Source organism: Rhizobium sp. AN6A (genome assembly GCF_900215635.1).
In the GTDB taxonomy this organism is placed as follows: Bacteria; Pseudomonadota; Alphaproteobacteria; order Rhizobiales; family Rhizobiaceae; genus Agrobacterium; species Agrobacterium tumefaciens.
The window spans coordinates 700,150-714,855 of sequence record NZ_OCNC01000003.1 but is presented as its reverse complement, the minus strand read 5'-3'; the positions used below and the strand labels follow the sequence as shown (position 1 = coordinate 714,855).

The window sequence follows — 14,706 nt, the reverse complement described above, 5'->3', positions numbered from 1 at the left end:
GTGAGCATGTCCGCAGAAATCCGGCAATCCGCCAATGGCGATGATGCAGACTGTCCAGTTCCAGCGGCGGTCTCTCCCGATAAGGCACGGCGGCGCTTCTTCGGTAAATCCGCCAATGATAAGGGCGCCGGCACGGCGGAAATGGCGAAGGCACCCGCGGTAGGAAGATCGGTCGCCCTGCTGCACGTCCTGCCGGCTCTGCTCTGGTTGCCCCAGGCGGGTTTGCTTGCATTTTCGGTCGGAAAAATTGCCGACGGTGCGCCGATGACGGCAATCCTTCCGGCGGCTGTTGCTGTTCTCATTCTCGGTCTCATCAAGGCATGGCTGGAAAAAGTTGCCGCGAGACTGTCGTTTCGCGCCGCGCGTGCCGCCCTTTCGCGGCGGCGGCTGCAAGCGCTTCATGCCGTCGCGAAGGTGTCGCCGCTCGATCTGGCGCGCACGGCCTCCGGCGAGGCGGCAAGCGTTATCGCCGAGGCAGCCGAAGCGCTGGTACCTTATTTTTCCAGGTTCCAGCCTGCGCGTATGAAAGCTACCATTGTCCCCTTGGTTTTCGTGCTGGCAATCCTGCCATTTACCTGGATTGCGGCGCTTGTTCTGCTGCTTTCAATGCCCACTATTCCGCTTTTCATGGCGTTGATCGGCTGGCAGGCGAAGGCTGCCAGTGAAAAGCAGCTGGCCGAGACCGGTAACATGAATGCTTTCCTGCTCGATCGCCTGCGCGGCCTGGAAACGATCCGCGCACTGGAAGCCGTTGATCTGACCGCTGGACGCCTGCGCACGGACGCGGAGAACCTCAAGAAGCGGACGATGGCTGTCCTGCGGATCGCCTTTCTGTCCTCGGCGGTGCTGGAGCTTTTCGCTGCCCTCGGCGTTGCCATGACCGCCGTTTATATCGGTTTCCATCTGCTCGGTTTTCTCGATTTCGGCGCGTGGGGCCAGAAGCTGACACTTGCCGAGGGGCTGTTCATCCTGCTTCTGGCGCCTGCCTTTTTCGAACCGCTGCGGGAGTTGTCTGCCGTCTGGCACGACCGCGCAGCCGGCGAGGCGGCGCTGGGCGCGCTCGACACATTGACGCGGGCTGGCAAAGCCATCGTGGGTGAGGGTAAGGAGGTCGCAATGGCGCCTTTTCCGACTCCCGGTCTGGTGGAGTTGGTCAATATCTCCTTCGCCTATCCGAATGCTCCGCCTGTCATTCGGAATCTAAACCTAACGGTCCAGTCAGGCGAGACAGTTGCGATTCTTGGGCCTTCCGGTTGTGGTAAATCCACTGTACTCTCCTTGATTGCCGGTTTGGCCGAGGCTGACAGCGGTACAATAGGGATCGGGGGCGTAACGCTTGGTGATGCGACTGCCGATGGACTACGCAAGACAATCGGCTGGGTCAGCCAGAAGCCGTTCTTTTTTGCCGGTTCCCTGAAGGCGAATATTCGCTTTGGCCGTGCCGATGTCAGCGAAGGCATGGTCGAGGAGACGCTGCGCTGCACTGGGCTGGATACATTGTCGAAAGCACGCCGGCATCTGCCTATAGGAGACGGCGGCTACGGCATTTCGGGCGGGGAGGCGGTGCGCCTCGCCATTGCGCGTGCTTTCGCCGATCCTGCGACGCAGCTTGTTCTGGTCGATGAGCCGACAGCGCATCTCGACCGGGAGACGGCTGTGCTCGTTACCGAAAACCTGCTGCAACTCGCAAAGGGCAGGACATTGATCGTCGCAACCCATGATCCTGTGCTCGCCGCGCGTATGGACAGGGTCGTGGATATGACGACGATCCATTCGAGGGGGCAGTCATGATCGCGCGTTTTGCCATATTGAAACCTGTCATTTCCCTGTTCTGGTCGGCGCGTCGCGGCATGCTGCTCGTTGGCGCGGTTCTGGCAGCAACCACGGTGCTGGCGGGTATAGGCCTTCTCGGCGTTTCCGGCTGGTTCATTACTGCGACCGCGATTGCCGGTCTGGTCCCGGCGACGGCCTATGCTTTCGACGTCTTTGCGCCGTCGGCGGCCATCCGTCTGCTGGCGTTGTCACGCACCGCTGCCCGTTATGGCGAACGCATGACCACCCATGAGGCGACGCTGTCCGTGCTTGCAGCGCTTCGCGAAAAGCTGTTTCGTGGCTTTGCAGCACCGCAGGCGGCGAAACATCTGGAGGCGAGGCCCGCCCGCCTGCTGAACCGGCTGACTGCGGATATCGACGCGCTGGATTCGCTTTATCTGCGCGTGCTGGTACCCGCCGCCGTCGCAATCCTCGCCGCAATCGCAACAGGCATCGGACTTGCCCTCCTCAATCTGCTTGCGGGCGTTCTGGTTGCTCTCTTCCTCATTGCGGTGGGTCTTGGCATTTCAGTGCGCTCGGCGTTGACGGCGGAAAAATTTGCGCGTCGCCGGGCAATCGGGCTTGAAGCGCTTCGTGCCCGCACGGCGGACTTGGTCAACGGGCAGGTGGAATTGCTCACGACTGCCCGTCTTTCCACGCAGGTTGCGGCGATTGAACGGGCCGACAATTATCTGCTCGCCTGCGACGACCGCTTGAACCGGATCGAAACCAATGCCGGTTTTTCCTTCGGCATCTCAGCGGCGGCTCTTTTGAGTGCGGCTCTCCTCGGCATGGCCTGGCTTGCGGAGCAGGGCGTTGTGACCGCGCCGACTGCTGCCCTCGGCCTGCTCGTCTGTTTCGCCGCGCTGGAGCCCTTCACGGCGCTGCGCCGTGGTGCAATGGAGCTCGGGCGCACGCTTTTTTCGGCAAGACGCATTGCGCCGCGTCTTTCCGCCGAGGCAGCTGCCAACTGTCCGCGCCTGCCTGCCAAGGGCATGGCGGCTGAGCTTGATGGTGTGCGGCTGGAGCGGGATGGGAACGAAAATCCTGTCCTGACGAATATCAACCTTGCAATCGCCGCCGGGGAGACGGTTGCGATTATCGGGCCGAGCGGTGCAGGCAAGACCAGCCTCATCCAGCTTCTGGCTGGTGAAGTGCAACCGGCGGCGGGCACGGTCAGCGCGTTGCCTTGCTCGCTCATGACGCAGAGAAGTCAGCTTTTCCGAGACAGCATCGCTGATAATCTGAGGCTGGCAAAACCTGCCGCGACGGAGCATGAACTGTGGGATGCCCTTCAATCGGCAGGCCTTGGCGAGCATGTCAAAACCTTGGCCGCCGGGCTGGATACGAGACTTGGCGAGGCGGGGCAGGGTCTCTCCGGCGGTCAGTCACGACGGCTCGCCCTTGCCCGTTTCCTTCTACGCGACAAACCACTCTGGCTTCTCGACGAGGTGACGGAAGGGCTGGACGGCGAAACCGCCCGTGACGTGCTCGGCCGGCTGTTTGCCAGGGCGGAAGGCAAGACTATCGTGATGATAACCCATAATCGCCGTGAGGCGGAATTTGCCGATCGCATCATCATGCTGAGAGAGGGGCGTCAACTTGATCAATGTCAAAGCGGCACCCCGGAATACGACGTAATGCTGCAAACATTGCGTCCGGACTGAGTGATTTTTTCAGGGCCGGCGCCGTTTCGTAACAGAAGGCCGGCCTTTCCTGAAAGGTGGGGTAAAAACATGGAACTCGACATCGTGGCGCTATCGCGCCTGCAATTCGCTGTTACCGCTTTATATCACTTTCTATTCGTTCCCCTGACGATCGGACTGTCGGTGGTGATCGCCATCATGGAAACGGTCTATGTCATGACCGGCCGCACCATCTGGCGGCAGATGACGAAATTCTGGGGTACATTGTTCGGCATCAACTTCGTGCTTGGTGTTTCCACCGGCATCGTCATGGAATTCCAGTTCGGCATGAACTGGAGTTATTACAGCCACTATGTCGGCGATATCTTCGGTGCGCCGCTGGCGATCGAAGGGATGATGGCTTTCTTTCTGGAAGCCACCTTCGTCGGTCTGTTCTTTTTCGGCTGGGACAAGCTGTCGAAACTCGGCCATCTCATCGCAACATGGTGCGTGGCGATCGGCTCGAACTTCTCGGCGTTGTGGATATTGATCGCCAATGGCTGGATGCAGAACCCGACGGGATCGGCCTTCAACCCCCAGACCATGCGCATGGAGGTGACGGATTTCTTCGCGGTGCTGATGAACCCGGTCGCCCAGGCGAAGTTCGTGCACACGGTTTCTGCGGGTTATGTCACTGCCTCCATCTTCGTGCTCGGCGTTTCCGCCTGGTACGTGCTGAAAGGCCGCCATGTCGATCTCGCCAAGCGGTCGATGACGGTTGCCGCTTCTTTCGGCCTGGCTGCTGCGCTGTCGGTCGTCGTGCTGGGAGATGAAAGCGGTTATCTTTCGACCGAACACCAGAAGATGAAGCTCGCCTCGATCGAAGCCATGTGGGAAACGGAACCGGCACCCGCCCCCTTCACCGCCATCGGTTTTCCTGATCAGAAAGCCCGCGAAACGCATTTCGCCGTGAAAATTCCGTGGGTGATGGGCCTTATCGGCACGCGCTCGCTGGACACTGAAATCCCCGGCATCAACGATCTGGTGGAACTCGCAAAGACCCGCATCCGCGATGGCATCAAGGCCTATGATGCGCTGATGCAGATACGTGCCACCGGCAAGGGCGCGGAACTGCCCGAAGAGGTGCGTGGCACCTTTGCGGAACTCGGCCACGAGCTTGGTTACGCCCTGTTGCTGAAACGTTATGTCGACGATCCGCGTCAGGCGACGGAGGAGCAGATTGCCAAGGCCGCCGCCGATACCATCCCGCATGTGCCGACGCTGTTCTGGGCGTTCCGCATCATGGTCGGTCTCGGCATGTTCTTCATCCTGTTGACGGCGACCTTCTTTTATCTCTCCGCCCGCCGCCGGCTGGATCACTATCCGTTCTTGCTGAAGGTAGCCGTCTTCGCCATTCCGCTGCCGTGGATTGCTGCGGAAATGGGCTGGGTGGTCGCGGAATTCGGCCGCCAGCCATGGATCATCGAGGGCGTGCTGCCGACGGCTGCTGCCGTCTCCAGCCTCAGCGCCTCAACGGTTCTGATTACGCTTCTCTGCTTCATCGCCATCTATACGGTGCTGTTCATCGTCGAAATGGGGCTGATGCTGAAGGCGATCCGCAAGGGGCCGGATCCGGATCACGAGCCGGAAGCGCCGCTCGTTCCTGAAAAACTCGTCGCTGCGGAGTAAACGATCATGATATTGCATCAACTCATCGACTACGAAGTCCTCCGCGTCATCTGGTGGCTGCTGCTTGGCGTGGTGCTGATCGGTTTTGCCGTGACCGGCGGTTTCGATCTTGGCACGGGCGCGCTGCTGCCTTTCGTCGCGAAAACGGATCTCGAGCGGCGTGTCGTCATCAATTCCATTGGCCCGGTATGGGAAGGCAATCAGGTCTGGCTCATCCTTGGCGGCGGCGCCATCTTCGCCGCGTGGCCGCCGCTTTATGCGGTGTCGTTTTCTAGTTTTTACCTGGCGATGTTCGCCACCCTGTTTGCGCTGATCCTGCGGCCGGTGGGGTTCAAATACCGCTCCAAGCGCGAGAGCACGACATGGCGCAGTACCTGGGATTGGGCACTGTTTGTCGGTGGCTTTGTTCCCGCCCTGATCTTCGGTGTGGCGATCGGCAATGTGCTGCAGGGTGTACCCTTCCGCTTCAACGATGACCTCAGGATTTTTTACGACGGCACGACGTTGTTCGAGCTTCTCAACCCTTACGCAATCCTTTGCGGCCTTGTTTCCGTTTGCATGCTGGTGATGCATGGTGCGGCCTGGCTGGTGCTGAAGACCGAAGGGCCGGTTGCTGCGCGTGCCCGTAGTTTCGGCAGCATTGCAGCACTTGCCACCACAGTTCTCTTTGCGCTTGGTGGCGTATTGTTGTGGCTCGGTATCGACGGGTATCGCTTCACCTCGGAAGTCGTGACCGACGGTCCGTCCAATCCGTTGTCAAAGACGGTCGAGGTCGCAAGCGGCGTCTGGTTTGCGAATTACGCGGACCATCCGTGGATGATGCTGGCACCGGCGCTCGGTCTTGCCTTCCCGCTCGTCGCCTTCCTGTTGTTAAGGGGCGGGCGTGAGGTGCTGGCGCTGCTTTCCAGTTCGCTTGCCATATTCGGCATCATCTCGACGGTCGGTCTGACGATGTTTCCCTTCATCCTGCCCTCTTCGATCGATCCGAAATCGAGCCTGACGGTCTGGGACGCATCGTCGAGCCATATGACGCTGTTCATCATGCTGGTCGTCGCCCTCATCTTCATCCCCATCATCGTCGCTTACACCTCATGGGTCTATCGCGTGCTGTGGGGCAAGGTGGATGAAAAGGCGATCCGCGAAGACAGCGGCCACGCTTATTAATATCGAACAAACACAAGGAGATCGAACATGTGGTATTTCGCCTGGCTGCTCGGCCTGCCTCTCGCCGCCATTTTCGCCGTCATGAACGCCATGTGGTATGAGTTGATGGAAGAAAACGCCAGAAAGGCCGAGGCCAAGCCGGATAAATAACGCTTCGGGCACGGGGCAAAAAAGGGCGGCGTCCGATCTGGATGCCGCCCCTCTTGTAGAAATCGCCGCAGTTGACACGCGCGGTTTCAGTGGATCGCGATGCCGCGCTTGTCCGCTTCTTCCTTGATGATGTCTTCGACCAGCGCTCTCTTGAGATTTGGGTTTCCCAGAAGATAGTCGTCGGCAATCTCGAAAATCGATTTCGGATTCTCGGTCCTGTGCAGGGTGTCGAGGTCCTGGCCGATCTGCTCTCGCAAGTTTGAATAGTCGTCCATCGCGGTTCTCCCGGTCACTGGTTCAATGCAGAAGTTCTGCCGGAACCTTGCCGCCGTTTTCAGACAGCTTCTTGATGACGGCCTTGTGCAGCCAGATGTTCATTGTGGCTGAGTCCGAGGTATCACCGGTATAGCCGAGTTCGCTTGCCAGTTCCTTGCGAGCGGTTAGGCTGCTGTCCAGATCGAGCGCTTTCAGAAGATCGACGATCGAATGTTTCCAGTCTAGTTTCTGCCCGTTCTGCTTGACCGCCGCGTCCAGAATGGATGCGACATCGACGCTGCCGGTGGATGCCGGAGCAGCGGGTGTCGGTGCGGGTGCTGCTGGCTGAGCCGGAGCGGCCGGGCTTGCGCCTGTCGTGGGCGAGCCAGCCGGAGCCGAAGTCTGCGGTGCAGCCTCGGCCTTGCCAAAAATCGCGTTCTTGATCTTGTCGAAAAAGCTCATTGTGTCCTCCCTCTATCGGCGAAATGCGCGCCCGATGGCAATGAGAATGCATGCGCCGATGAAACCGGCGATGAGGTATCCAATCCAGCCTCCGAGCGAAATGCCCACAAGCCCAAGCAGGAAATTGGCGACGATGGCGCCAACGATGCCGAGAATTATGTTCATGAAAAGACCCATGTTGCTTTTCATGAACTGTTCGGCAAGCCAACCGGCTACGCCGCCGATGATGATTGCTGCAATCCAGCCGATTTGTGCGTCTTCCATAACAGGCCTTTCCTTTGTGAGAGAGGTCCGCAGGCATATGGACAGGCTTTTGCGCGCACTGATCCCCCCGCCTCTTTGACCCCAGGCAGGGGATTAACGGCCAAGCGAGGATTTTGTTCCAGTCTCCTTGCTTTCGTCAGCTTTGGCTTTGGAAGTCCAACCCGATATCCAGAACCGGCGCGCTGTGGGTCAGCCAGCCGATGGAGATGAGGTCGATGCCGGTTGCTGCAATGGCTGCTGCGGTTTGAGGGGTGATGCGTCCGGAGGCCTCGGTGATGGCGCGTCCGGCGACGATCTGCACCGCCTCGCGCAGCTGTTCGGGCGTCATGTTGTCGAGGAGAACCGCATCGACCCCTTCCTCCATCGCCTCGCGTAATTGCGAGAGTGTATCGACCTCCACCTCGATCTTGACCAGATGTCCGACACCCGCCTTGGCGCTGCGGATAGCGTCACGCACGCTGCCGGCCACGGCGATGTGGTTGTCCTTGATGAGAACAGCATCATAAAGGGCAAAACGGTGGTTCATGCCGCCGCCGGCGCGCACGGCATATTTTTCCAACGCCCTGAGGCCCGGCGTCGTTTTGCGGGTGCAGGCAACCGAGGCTTTGGTGCCGGAGATGGCGGCAGCGATTGTGGCGGTGACGGAAGCGATGCCTGAGAGATGGCCGAGAAAATTAAGGGCGGTGCGCTCCGCCGTCAAAAGACCGCGCGAGGGACCCTCGATTGTCGCGATGATATCGCCGGGAGCGACCGCCGCGCCATCCTGCACCTGCCGCCTCATCACGATTGTCGGGTCCACCAACTGGAAAGCCAGTTCTGCGGCATCAAGACCTGCGATGACACCCGGTTCACGCGCCGCCATGACGACGACTGAGCGATGAGCGGCGGGGATGACTGCGGCGGACGTGATGTCGCCCGCCAGACCCAGGTCTTCCAGAAGGGCGTTGCGGACAAGCGGCTCCACGATAATGCGTGGCAGAGGGGTGAGGGTCATGTCAGGCGCTCCGCGCAATGCTGGAAGAAAAAAGATTGGACGATGAGAGGTCATGGGCAATGGCGATGACATCGGACAGGCAAAGCCTGCGCCTTGTGGCGGTCGCGTCCTTTTCCGGGAAATCGTTACGGAAATGGGCCCCGCGCGATTCTCTTCGCAAGGCTGCGAAGACGGCGATTGCGAGCCCGACGATGGCGGGATCGGATGCCGGGCCGTTCTGTTCGGCCAGTGGGAGAAGTTCGCTGATCGCGCTGATCAACCCCGCTTCATGTCTGGCGATGCCGAGATGGCGGGAGACGATGGGCCGGACGATAGACGGGTCTGCTGCCGAAAGAACAGGCGTTGCGAATGGCGTGACAGCTGTCACCCGTTTTGATGCCGGTCGGGCGGCAATATCTTTTGCCGCACGCATGCCCATGGCAGCCGCCTCCAGCAGGGAGTTGCTGGCCAGCCGATTGGCCCCGTGAAGACCGGTGCAGGCAGTTTCGCCCGCAACCCATAGGCCCGGCACGGAACTACGGCCATTACCATCCGTGGCGACACCGCCCATGTGGTAATGCACGGCGGGACGGACGGGCACGAGTTCGCGGGCGGGGTCTATACCAGCCTCGCGGCATAGCAGGTCGATTGACGGAAAACGCGCCGAAAAACCGCTGCCGATCGCCTGGCGGGCATCTAGAAAGACTTTGCCGCCGCGCAGGATTTCCCGGTCGATGGCGCGGGCGACAATATCGCGGGAAGCGAGTTCTGCACCCGGAACGGTCGCCATGAAACGTTCGCCGTTTTCATTGAGAAGAACGGCACCTTCGCCCCGCACCGCCTCGCTGACCAGAGCCAGCGGCCGCCGGGGAGAGGAAAGCGCGGTCGGGTGGAACTGGACGAATTCCATATCAGTGAGGATGGCGCCGGCGCGCGCGGCGAGCATGATCCCCTGTCCGAAATTGCCGGAGGGATTGGTGGTGGCCTCGTACAGCCCGCCGAGGCCACCGGTTGCAAGAATGACGTTTGTTGCCGGCAGAACAAAGCTGCCCTTTTGCCCGGCGCATATGAGACCGGTTATGGCCTCGCCCGCTGTCAGCAGCCGGCGCACCTCCGCGCCTTCCAGAACTGCGATGGACGGCGTGTCGAGAACGGCGGCTGCAAGAGCCCTCACAATGGCCGCGCCCGAGCCGTCACCTTCGGCATGCAGGATGCGCCGGCGGCCATGGGCGGCTTCCAGCCCGAAAACGAGCCTGCCTTGTGCATCACGATCGAAGCGAACTCCGGCCCGTTCTAGGGCATCGATGACGGCGGGGGCGGTGGAGACGATATCTGCTGCCATAGCCGCGTCACAGAGGCCGTCGCCTGCGGCGAGCGTATCGGCAAGATGCAGTGCAGCGCTGTCGTCAGCGCCAAGGCTTGCGGCAATGCCGCCCTGCGCCCAGGCGCTGGACGTTTCGCAACCGAGCGCGCCGCGGGTCAGAAGCAGAACCGGCTGCGGTGCGAGCGTCAATGCCGCCATCAGGCCGGCAATACCGCTGCCGACGATGACCGTCCTGCCCGCATATTGCGACAGAGCGTCACTCATACCGCCAGCATCCTTTCCACCGCACGGCGGGCGGCTACCGCAACCGTCGGATCGATTGTCACCTCGTGGCGGTTTTCCTCAAGCGCTGTGCGGATATTGCCGAGCGTGATGCGTTTCATGTGCGGGCAGAGGTTGCAGGGGCGGATGAATTCGACATCGGGATGATGCACGGCGACATTGTCGCTCATCGAGCATTCCGTCAAAAGCACCACGCGGGCCGGTCTTTCCCGGCCGACGTAATCCGACATGACAGCGGTTGAGCCGGAAAAATCTGCGGCCTCGACGACATCGGGCGGACATTCGGGATGCGCGAGAACGGTGATGCCGGGATGGCTTTCGCGCAATTCCCTGATGTCGTCGGCGGTGAAAAGCTCATGCACCTCGCAATGGCCGCGCCATGCGATGAGTTCGACATTGGTCTCCCGTGCCACATTCTTCGCCAGATATTCGTCCGGCAGCATCAGCACGCGCGGCACGCCGAGCGATTCCACCACCTGGCGGGCATTGCCGGAGGTGCAGCATATGTCGGAAGCCGCCTTCACCGCCGCCGAGGTATTCACGTAGGTGACGACCGGAACGCCGGGATAGGCCTTGCGCAGAAGTGCGATGTCTTCGGGCGTGATGGAATCGGCGAGCGAGCAGCCGGCGGCCATATCCGGAATGAGCACGGTTTTTCCCGGATTGAGCAGCTTTGCCGTCTCGGCCATGAAATGCACGCCGGCGAGAACGATCACATCCGCCTCAACTTCCATTGCCTTGCGCGCAAGGGCGAGGCTGTCGCCAACGATATCGGCAACGCCGTGGAAGATTTCCGGCGTCTGGTAATTATGGGCGAGGATGACGGCGTTGCGCCTGCGCTTCAGATCGAGGATCGCCTCCACATCATCCTGAAAACCCATCCATTCCGCCTTGGGAATGACGCGGCTGACGCGGTCGTAAAGGCTTGCGGCAGATATCTGTTCGTTCACGGCACTCTCCCATTTATACTCTATTTGAGTATATCTATGGCAAAGAGATATTCTCATTGTGAGCATATGTCAATTGCGGGAGAGTGGCAGTTTGGTTCCGGAAAGGGCGCGTTCATCCACAACGGTCTGGCGGAATCGGAAGAGCTTCGCAGGGCGTCCGCCGGTTTCGGTCGCCATGTCGCCAGTTTCTTCCACCAGCTGCTGCTGTTCTATCAGCCGGCGGAAGTTCTGCTTGTGCAGCGTCAGCCCGGCGAGCGCCTCTACCGCGCGCTGCAATTGCAGCAGGGTGAAAGCATCGGCCATCAGTTCGAAAACCACAGGCCGGTATTTGATCTTGGCCCGGAGGCGCGCGATGCCGGTGGCAAGAATGCGGCGGTGATCGGCAAACATCGGCCTGCCGAAATTGATCCGAGGCTCGCCCTGGGCTTCCTCGACCAGTCCGGCTTCATAGAGCAATTCGTAGCGCTGAAGGGTCAGTTCCTCGTTCCAGCCGCCGCCATCAAGGCCGAAGGTGAAGTCGGCCCGTAAATGGCGCTGGCCCTTGCAGGCAGGGTCGGAATCTGCCCAGCAGCGCAGCTTTTCGATGATGGTGTCCAGAACCGCAGGCCGGCCTTGCCGATGGTCTTCCCAGGGAAAATACTCGTACCAGCCATGCCAGAGAGGGCGGCCATTGCCGGGTGGCTCCTGTTCGCGAACCAGCCCGAGATAACCGATCGATATGGTTCTTCCGCCAAGAATGTCATTGTTGCGGTCCCGGTCGGCGAAAGTGTAGAGCTGTTCGAGATAGCCGACGGGATGATGCGTCTGTTCGTGTATCCACTCCCGCAACCCGCTCTGAAGCGTTCTGTGTCCGAATTCAAACGGCCCTGATGGAAGTGCCGCGCCCGCCCGCACGGTCATTACCCGCGGCTCGTCCGTGGTGATGGCGGTGACGACGGCGATGAGTTCGGCGTGGGCAAGCCCTATGGTCACGGCGGCTCCTCTGGTAGATGGCGTCGGTATCGACCTTCTTTGGCACAGGAATGCCTGTTCGCCAACAAGCGGGCGGGGAAACGCGGATGCCGCCGCGCATGTAAAACTTTACGTAGCGATCAGACAAAAGAATAAGTGCTTGTGGTTAGTCGCGTATCGTCCTTTATGTTAGACCCGCGTCAAAAGCATCCATAATGTAGAAGGCCGATGTTAGAGGATATATCTCTCGAAGAAACACTTGTGGGTTATTACACCTGGAACGTGGGGCAGAATCTGGTTTATCTGGATGCTGTGGCGGCTCGCCTGCGCGAATTTTCCGAAGAGAAAGCCGCCCGCGGCATTCCCGTGGAGGATTTCATAGATCAGATCGAAAGCGGCTCGCGCGCGCGCGTGGCCAAGGCGGTTCACAACTCGCTGACGAACGGCGTGTTCTATGATCAGCAATACCGTATCGAACTCAAATCCGGCGATTTTCGCTGGCTGCGGACAACGGGCAGGGTTATCCTTGATGGTGACCGCATTCCAATCATGGCGATGGGCACGGTGCGAGACATCACCTCGCGCAAGATTTTATTGATGTAATATTTATCGTGTTCGGCCTGTTTTGAAAAAATGCCGATCTATTTCTTGTCGATTGTTTTGATGTTGCGGTGACATGGTTCGGCAGGTTTTCATTTTGCTGTTTCAGATCGTGCTGGTCACGGGGCTTGGTATAGCCGGCATCCGCATCGCCTCGTTCATGAATGGCGAGGCGGCATATCCAGCAGCTGGCCTCTCCGCAAACACTGAAACGCTGTGGACAACCTCTCCGGTCCGGGTCGATCCCCGCCATCAGAATTATGAGCGTATTCCGACCCCGCCCGATCCATACCCTCTGAAAATATACGCGGATCAGCGCCTGCGCGTTGCGTCCAACAACCGCTTTACCTTCAAAGGACAGGAGTTCCGCCTCGCCGGCGTGGAAGACATCGACCGCAACCGGGTTTGCGCCGGACCTGACGGCCGCCGTTATGCCTGCGGCCTGAACGCCTTCAAGGCGCTGGAGAACCGCCTGCGTGGCAAATATCTCGAATGCCGCATGCTGGAAGAAGGAGGCGGCGTTCCGTCAGTGGAATGCCGGATCAATGGGCAGGATGTGCGGGCGCTCTTGCAATAGTCAACACGAAGAACAGACAATGCCGCACGAAAGCCCGTGCTGGAAGATGGAAATTTGTATTTTAAAAGGTTTGGTGGAGCTAAGCGGGATCGAACCGCTGACCTCTTGCATGCCATGCAAGCGCTCTCCCAGCTGAGCTATAGCCCCATAAGGGTTCCGGCATTTCGTCCGGTTCCGGGAACCGAAGCGGCTGTTGTTCCGTTCGGTGGCGGCTTACTACTTCGGCTAATCGAAGAGTGCAAGCACAAAAAACAGCCCGGCTTCATTTTTTTGTCGCCGGGCTGGTTTATCCAATAAGATCAAGCTTCTTCGTCGTCGCCCGGTACGCCGATGATGCCGGACATGTCGTCGTCATCGTCGTCTTCGTCGGCTTCGAGGAAGGTGTCGTCGTCGTCGCCGATTTCCACGTCGTCGTCATCGTCGCCCAGGTCCGGGATGTCGTCGCCGCTGTTGTCGCCGTCGGCGTCTTCCAGCGATACGAGTTCCACTTCCGTGTTTTCGGCATCGACTTCCGCGACTTCTTCTTCTTCAGCCTGCTCGAGCTTTGCCTGAGCGGTGCTTTCTTCAAAGAAGGAGAGCGGCCAGGACTTGCCGCTATAGGGAGAAACGACCGGGTCGCGGTTCAGATCGTAGAACTTCTTGCCGGTATCGGGGTCTGTGCGCTTGGTACCAAGGTCCGCTTTTGCCACTGTCTAAGCCTCAAATTGTCGAATGAGTTTCGGTGTGTACGCCGTAAAACCGGCATAGACGGTAAAATTTCTAGCCGGTCCCCTTAATCGTTGCGGTCTTTCGTGTCAAAGACAAACTTTGGAGGCCGCCCTCCCATGATGCGACTTGTATGTCAGGTTGCTCATAAAGATTGGAGGCCGGCGCACTCTACTGTATTAATGATGGACGCACAGGCAGAAAGCTTCATGACCTTTACGATTGCCATAGATGGGCCAGCTGCGGCGGGCAAAGGGACCTTGTCACGCAAGATTGCGGAGACCTATGGTTTCCATCATCTCGACACCGGGCTGACCTACAGAGCTACGGCCAAGGCACTTCTTGACGCCGGCCTGCCGCTCGATGATGAGAACGTCGCTGAAAAGGTGGCGCTGCAACTCGACCTTGCCGGCCTCGACCGCGCGGTGCTTTCAAGGCACGATATCGGCGAGGCGGCGTCCAGGATTGCGGTGATGACGCCGGTGAGGCGCGCGCTCGTGACAGCGCAGCAGCGGTTTGCCGCAAAGGAACCGGGCACGGTTCTGGATGGCCGCGACATCGGCACGGTGGTGTGCCCGGAGGCGCCAGTGAAGCTCTACGTCACCGCTTCGCCGGACGTGCGGGCACGCAGGCGTTATGATGAAATCGTCGCCAACGGCAGCGTTGCCGATTACGACGCCATTTTCGCCGAGGTGAAGAAACGCGACGAGCGCGACATGGGACGAGCCGACAGCCCGCTGAAACCGGCTGAAGACGCGCACTTGCTAGATACGTCGGAAATGAGTATAGAGGCGGCGTTTCAGGCCGCGCGGATGATTATCGACGCCGCCCTGAAGAAACAGGTTTTTCGCGGAACCGCTTGAATTGGTCCGCGTTTAGTCCGGAATTGCCTGAAGACATGTCCTTGCGCCGGGAAGCCTTTT

Annotated in this window: 16 protein-coding genes and 1 tRNA gene; 8 read left to right on the top strand and 9 right to left on the bottom strand. The window is 59.7% G+C overall.

The annotated features are described in order from the left end of the window. Positions 1-6 precede the first annotated feature (6 nt). The 5 genes from cydD to cydX all read left to right on the top strand — a co-directional run bounded on the left by cydD (position 7) and on the right by cydX (position 6,440). On the top strand, positions 7-1,791 hold the full coding sequence (gene cydD / locus CRO62_RS07185) for a thiol reductant ABC exporter subunit CydD (RefSeq protein ID WP_097099714.1): 1,785 nt from the start codon (positions 7-9) through the stop codon (positions 1,789-1,791). Then, positions 1,788-3,479: a thiol reductant ABC exporter subunit CydC gene (gene cydC, locus CRO62_RS07180; protein ID WP_097099713.1), complete on the top strand. Its 1,692-nt coding sequence runs from the start codon at positions 1,788-1,790 to the stop codon at positions 3,477-3,479. The genes cydD and cydC overlap by 4 nt, the downstream gene beginning before the upstream one ends. A gap of 69 nt (positions 3,480-3,548) precedes the next feature. Further along, positions 3,549-5,126 carry a cytochrome ubiquinol oxidase subunit I gene (locus CRO62_RS07175; RefSeq protein ID WP_097099712.1) on the top strand — a complete coding sequence of 526 codons (1,578 nt, stop codon included), beginning with the start codon at positions 3,549-3,551 and terminating at the stop codon, positions 5,124-5,126. A gap of 6 nt (positions 5,127-5,132) precedes the next feature. Beyond that, on the top strand, positions 5,133-6,290 hold the full coding sequence (gene cydB, locus CRO62_RS07170) for a cytochrome d ubiquinol oxidase subunit II (RefSeq protein WP_097099711.1): 1,158 nt from the start codon (positions 5,133-5,135) through the stop codon (positions 6,288-6,290). Positions 6,291-6,317: 27 nt separating this feature from the next. Continuing rightward, complete coding sequence (gene cydX / locus CRO62_RS07165; RefSeq protein ID WP_097099710.1) at positions 6,318-6,440, top strand: cytochrome bd-I oxidase subunit CydX; 123 nt, start codon at positions 6,318-6,320, stop codon at positions 6,438-6,440. Between the two features lie 86 nt (positions 6,441-6,526). Here cydX and CRO62_RS07160 read toward each other — a convergent pair whose 3' ends face one another. The 7 genes from CRO62_RS07160 to CRO62_RS07130 all read right to left on the bottom strand — a co-directional run bounded on the left by CRO62_RS07160 (position 6,527) and on the right by CRO62_RS07130 (position 11,922). After that, on the bottom strand, positions 6,527-6,715 hold the full coding sequence (locus CRO62_RS07160) for a hypothetical protein (protein ID WP_004431853.1): 189 nt from the start codon (positions 6,713-6,715) through the stop codon (positions 6,527-6,529). Positions 6,716-6,737: 22 nt separating this feature from the next. After that, a complete protein-coding gene (locus tag CRO62_RS07155) occupies positions 6,738-7,157 on the bottom strand; it encodes a DUF3597 domain-containing protein (protein WP_097099709.1) in 420 nt (139 codons plus the stop codon). A 12-nt stretch (positions 7,158-7,169) separates the two neighbouring features. Beyond that, a complete protein-coding gene (locus tag CRO62_RS07150; protein ID WP_004431872.1) occupies positions 7,170-7,421 on the bottom strand; it encodes a GlsB/YeaQ/YmgE family stress response membrane protein in 252 nt (83 codons plus the stop codon). A gap of 136 nt (positions 7,422-7,557) precedes the next feature. After that, positions 7,558-8,415, bottom strand: coding sequence for a carboxylating nicotinate-nucleotide diphosphorylase (gene nadC, locus CRO62_RS07145; RefSeq protein ID WP_097099708.1), 858 nt, complete (start codon positions 8,413-8,415; stop codon positions 7,558-7,560). A gap of 1 nt (position 8,416) precedes the next feature. Next, on the bottom strand, positions 8,417-9,982 hold the full coding sequence (locus tag CRO62_RS07140) for an L-aspartate oxidase (RefSeq protein ID WP_097099707.1): 1,566 nt from the start codon (positions 9,980-9,982) through the stop codon (positions 8,417-8,419). Beyond that, positions 9,979-10,950, bottom strand: a complete 972-nt coding sequence (nadA, locus tag CRO62_RS07135) for a quinolinate synthase NadA (RefSeq protein ID WP_179784472.1) — start codon at positions 10,948-10,950, stop codon at positions 9,979-9,981. The genes CRO62_RS07140 and nadA overlap by 4 nt, the downstream gene beginning before the upstream one ends. A gap of 69 nt (positions 10,951-11,019) precedes the next feature. Continuing rightward, positions 11,020-11,922: an NUDIX hydrolase gene (locus CRO62_RS07130; RefSeq protein WP_097099705.1), complete on the bottom strand. Its 903-nt coding sequence runs from the start codon at positions 11,920-11,922 to the stop codon at positions 11,020-11,022. 207 nt (positions 11,923-12,129) lie between these two features. Here CRO62_RS07130 and CRO62_RS07125 point away from each other — a divergent pair, with 207 nt between their 5' ends. Together CRO62_RS07125 and CRO62_RS07120 are read left to right on the top strand one after the other, a co-directional pair. Then, entirely contained in the window at positions 12,130-12,504 is a 375-nt protein-coding gene (locus CRO62_RS07125; RefSeq protein WP_097099704.1) for a PAS domain-containing protein, read from the top strand. A gap of 73 nt (positions 12,505-12,577) precedes the next feature. Further along, positions 12,578-13,078, top strand: coding sequence for a hypothetical protein (locus tag CRO62_RS07120; RefSeq protein WP_097099703.1), 501 nt, complete (start codon positions 12,578-12,580; stop codon positions 13,076-13,078). A 71-nt stretch (positions 13,079-13,149) separates the two neighbouring features. Here the strand turns inward: CRO62_RS07120 and CRO62_RS07115 are convergent. Together CRO62_RS07115 and CRO62_RS07110 are read right to left on the bottom strand one after the other, a co-directional pair. After that, positions 13,150-13,225, bottom strand: a tRNA-Ala gene (locus CRO62_RS07115). 152 nt (positions 13,226-13,377) lie between these two features. Continuing rightward, the gene (locus CRO62_RS07110) at positions 13,378-13,767 is read right to left on the bottom strand and encodes a TIGR02300 family protein (protein WP_004431900.1); all 390 of its coding nucleotides are present in this window, start codon (positions 13,765-13,767) and stop codon (positions 13,378-13,380) included. Positions 13,768-13,965: 198 nt separating this feature from the next. Between CRO62_RS07110 and cmk the strand changes: the two genes are divergently transcribed. Continuing rightward, positions 13,966-14,646: a (d)CMP kinase gene (gene cmk, locus CRO62_RS07105; protein ID WP_038494660.1), complete on the top strand. Its 681-nt coding sequence runs from the start codon at positions 13,966-13,968 to the stop codon at positions 14,644-14,646. Positions 14,647-14,706: the final 60 nt, after the last annotated feature.

What these genes read in the sequence shown, in the direction of transcription:
- cydD (WP_097099714.1), top strand. Translation starts at nt 7, where the DNA reads ATGTCCGCAGAAATCCGGCAATCCGCCAATGGCGATGATGCAGACTGT.
- cydC (WP_097099713.1), top strand. Translation starts at nt 1,788, where the DNA reads ATGATCGCGCGTTTTGCCATATTGAAACCTGTCATTTCCCTGTTCTGG.
- CRO62_RS07175 (WP_097099712.1), top strand. Translation starts at nt 3,549, where the DNA reads ATGGAACTCGACATCGTGGCGCTATCGCGCCTGCAATTCGCTGTTACC.
- cydB (WP_097099711.1), top strand. Translation starts at nt 5,133, where the DNA reads ATGATATTGCATCAACTCATCGACTACGAAGTCCTCCGCGTCATCTGG.
- cydX (WP_097099710.1), top strand. Translation starts at nt 6,318, where the DNA reads ATGTGGTATTTCGCCTGGCTGCTCGGCCTGCCTCTCGCCGCCATTTTC.
- CRO62_RS07160 (WP_004431853.1), bottom strand. Translation starts at nt 6,715, where the DNA reads ATGGACGACTATTCAAACTTGCGAGAGCAGATCGGCCAGGACCTCGAC.
- CRO62_RS07155 (WP_097099709.1), bottom strand. Translation starts at nt 7,157, where the DNA reads ATGAGCTTTTTCGACAAGATCAAGAACGCGATTTTTGGCAAGGCCGAG.
- CRO62_RS07150 (WP_004431872.1), bottom strand. Translation starts at nt 7,421, where the DNA reads ATGGAAGACGCACAAATCGGCTGGATTGCAGCAATCATCATCGGCGGC.
- nadC (WP_097099708.1), bottom strand. Translation starts at nt 8,415, where the DNA reads ATGACCCTCACCCCTCTGCCACGCATTATCGTGGAGCCGCTTGTCCGC.
- CRO62_RS07140 (WP_097099707.1), bottom strand. Translation starts at nt 9,982, where the DNA reads ATGAGTGACGCTCTGTCGCAATATGCGGGCAGGACGGTCATCGTCGGC.
- CRO62_RS07125 (WP_097099704.1), top strand. Translation starts at nt 12,130, where the DNA reads ATGTTAGAGGATATATCTCTCGAAGAAACACTTGTGGGTTATTACACC.
- CRO62_RS07120 (WP_097099703.1), top strand. Translation starts at nt 12,578, where the DNA reads ATGGTTCGGCAGGTTTTCATTTTGCTGTTTCAGATCGTGCTGGTCACG.
- cmk (WP_038494660.1), top strand. Translation starts at nt 13,966, where the DNA reads ATGATGGACGCACAGGCAGAAAGCTTCATGACCTTTACGATTGCCATA.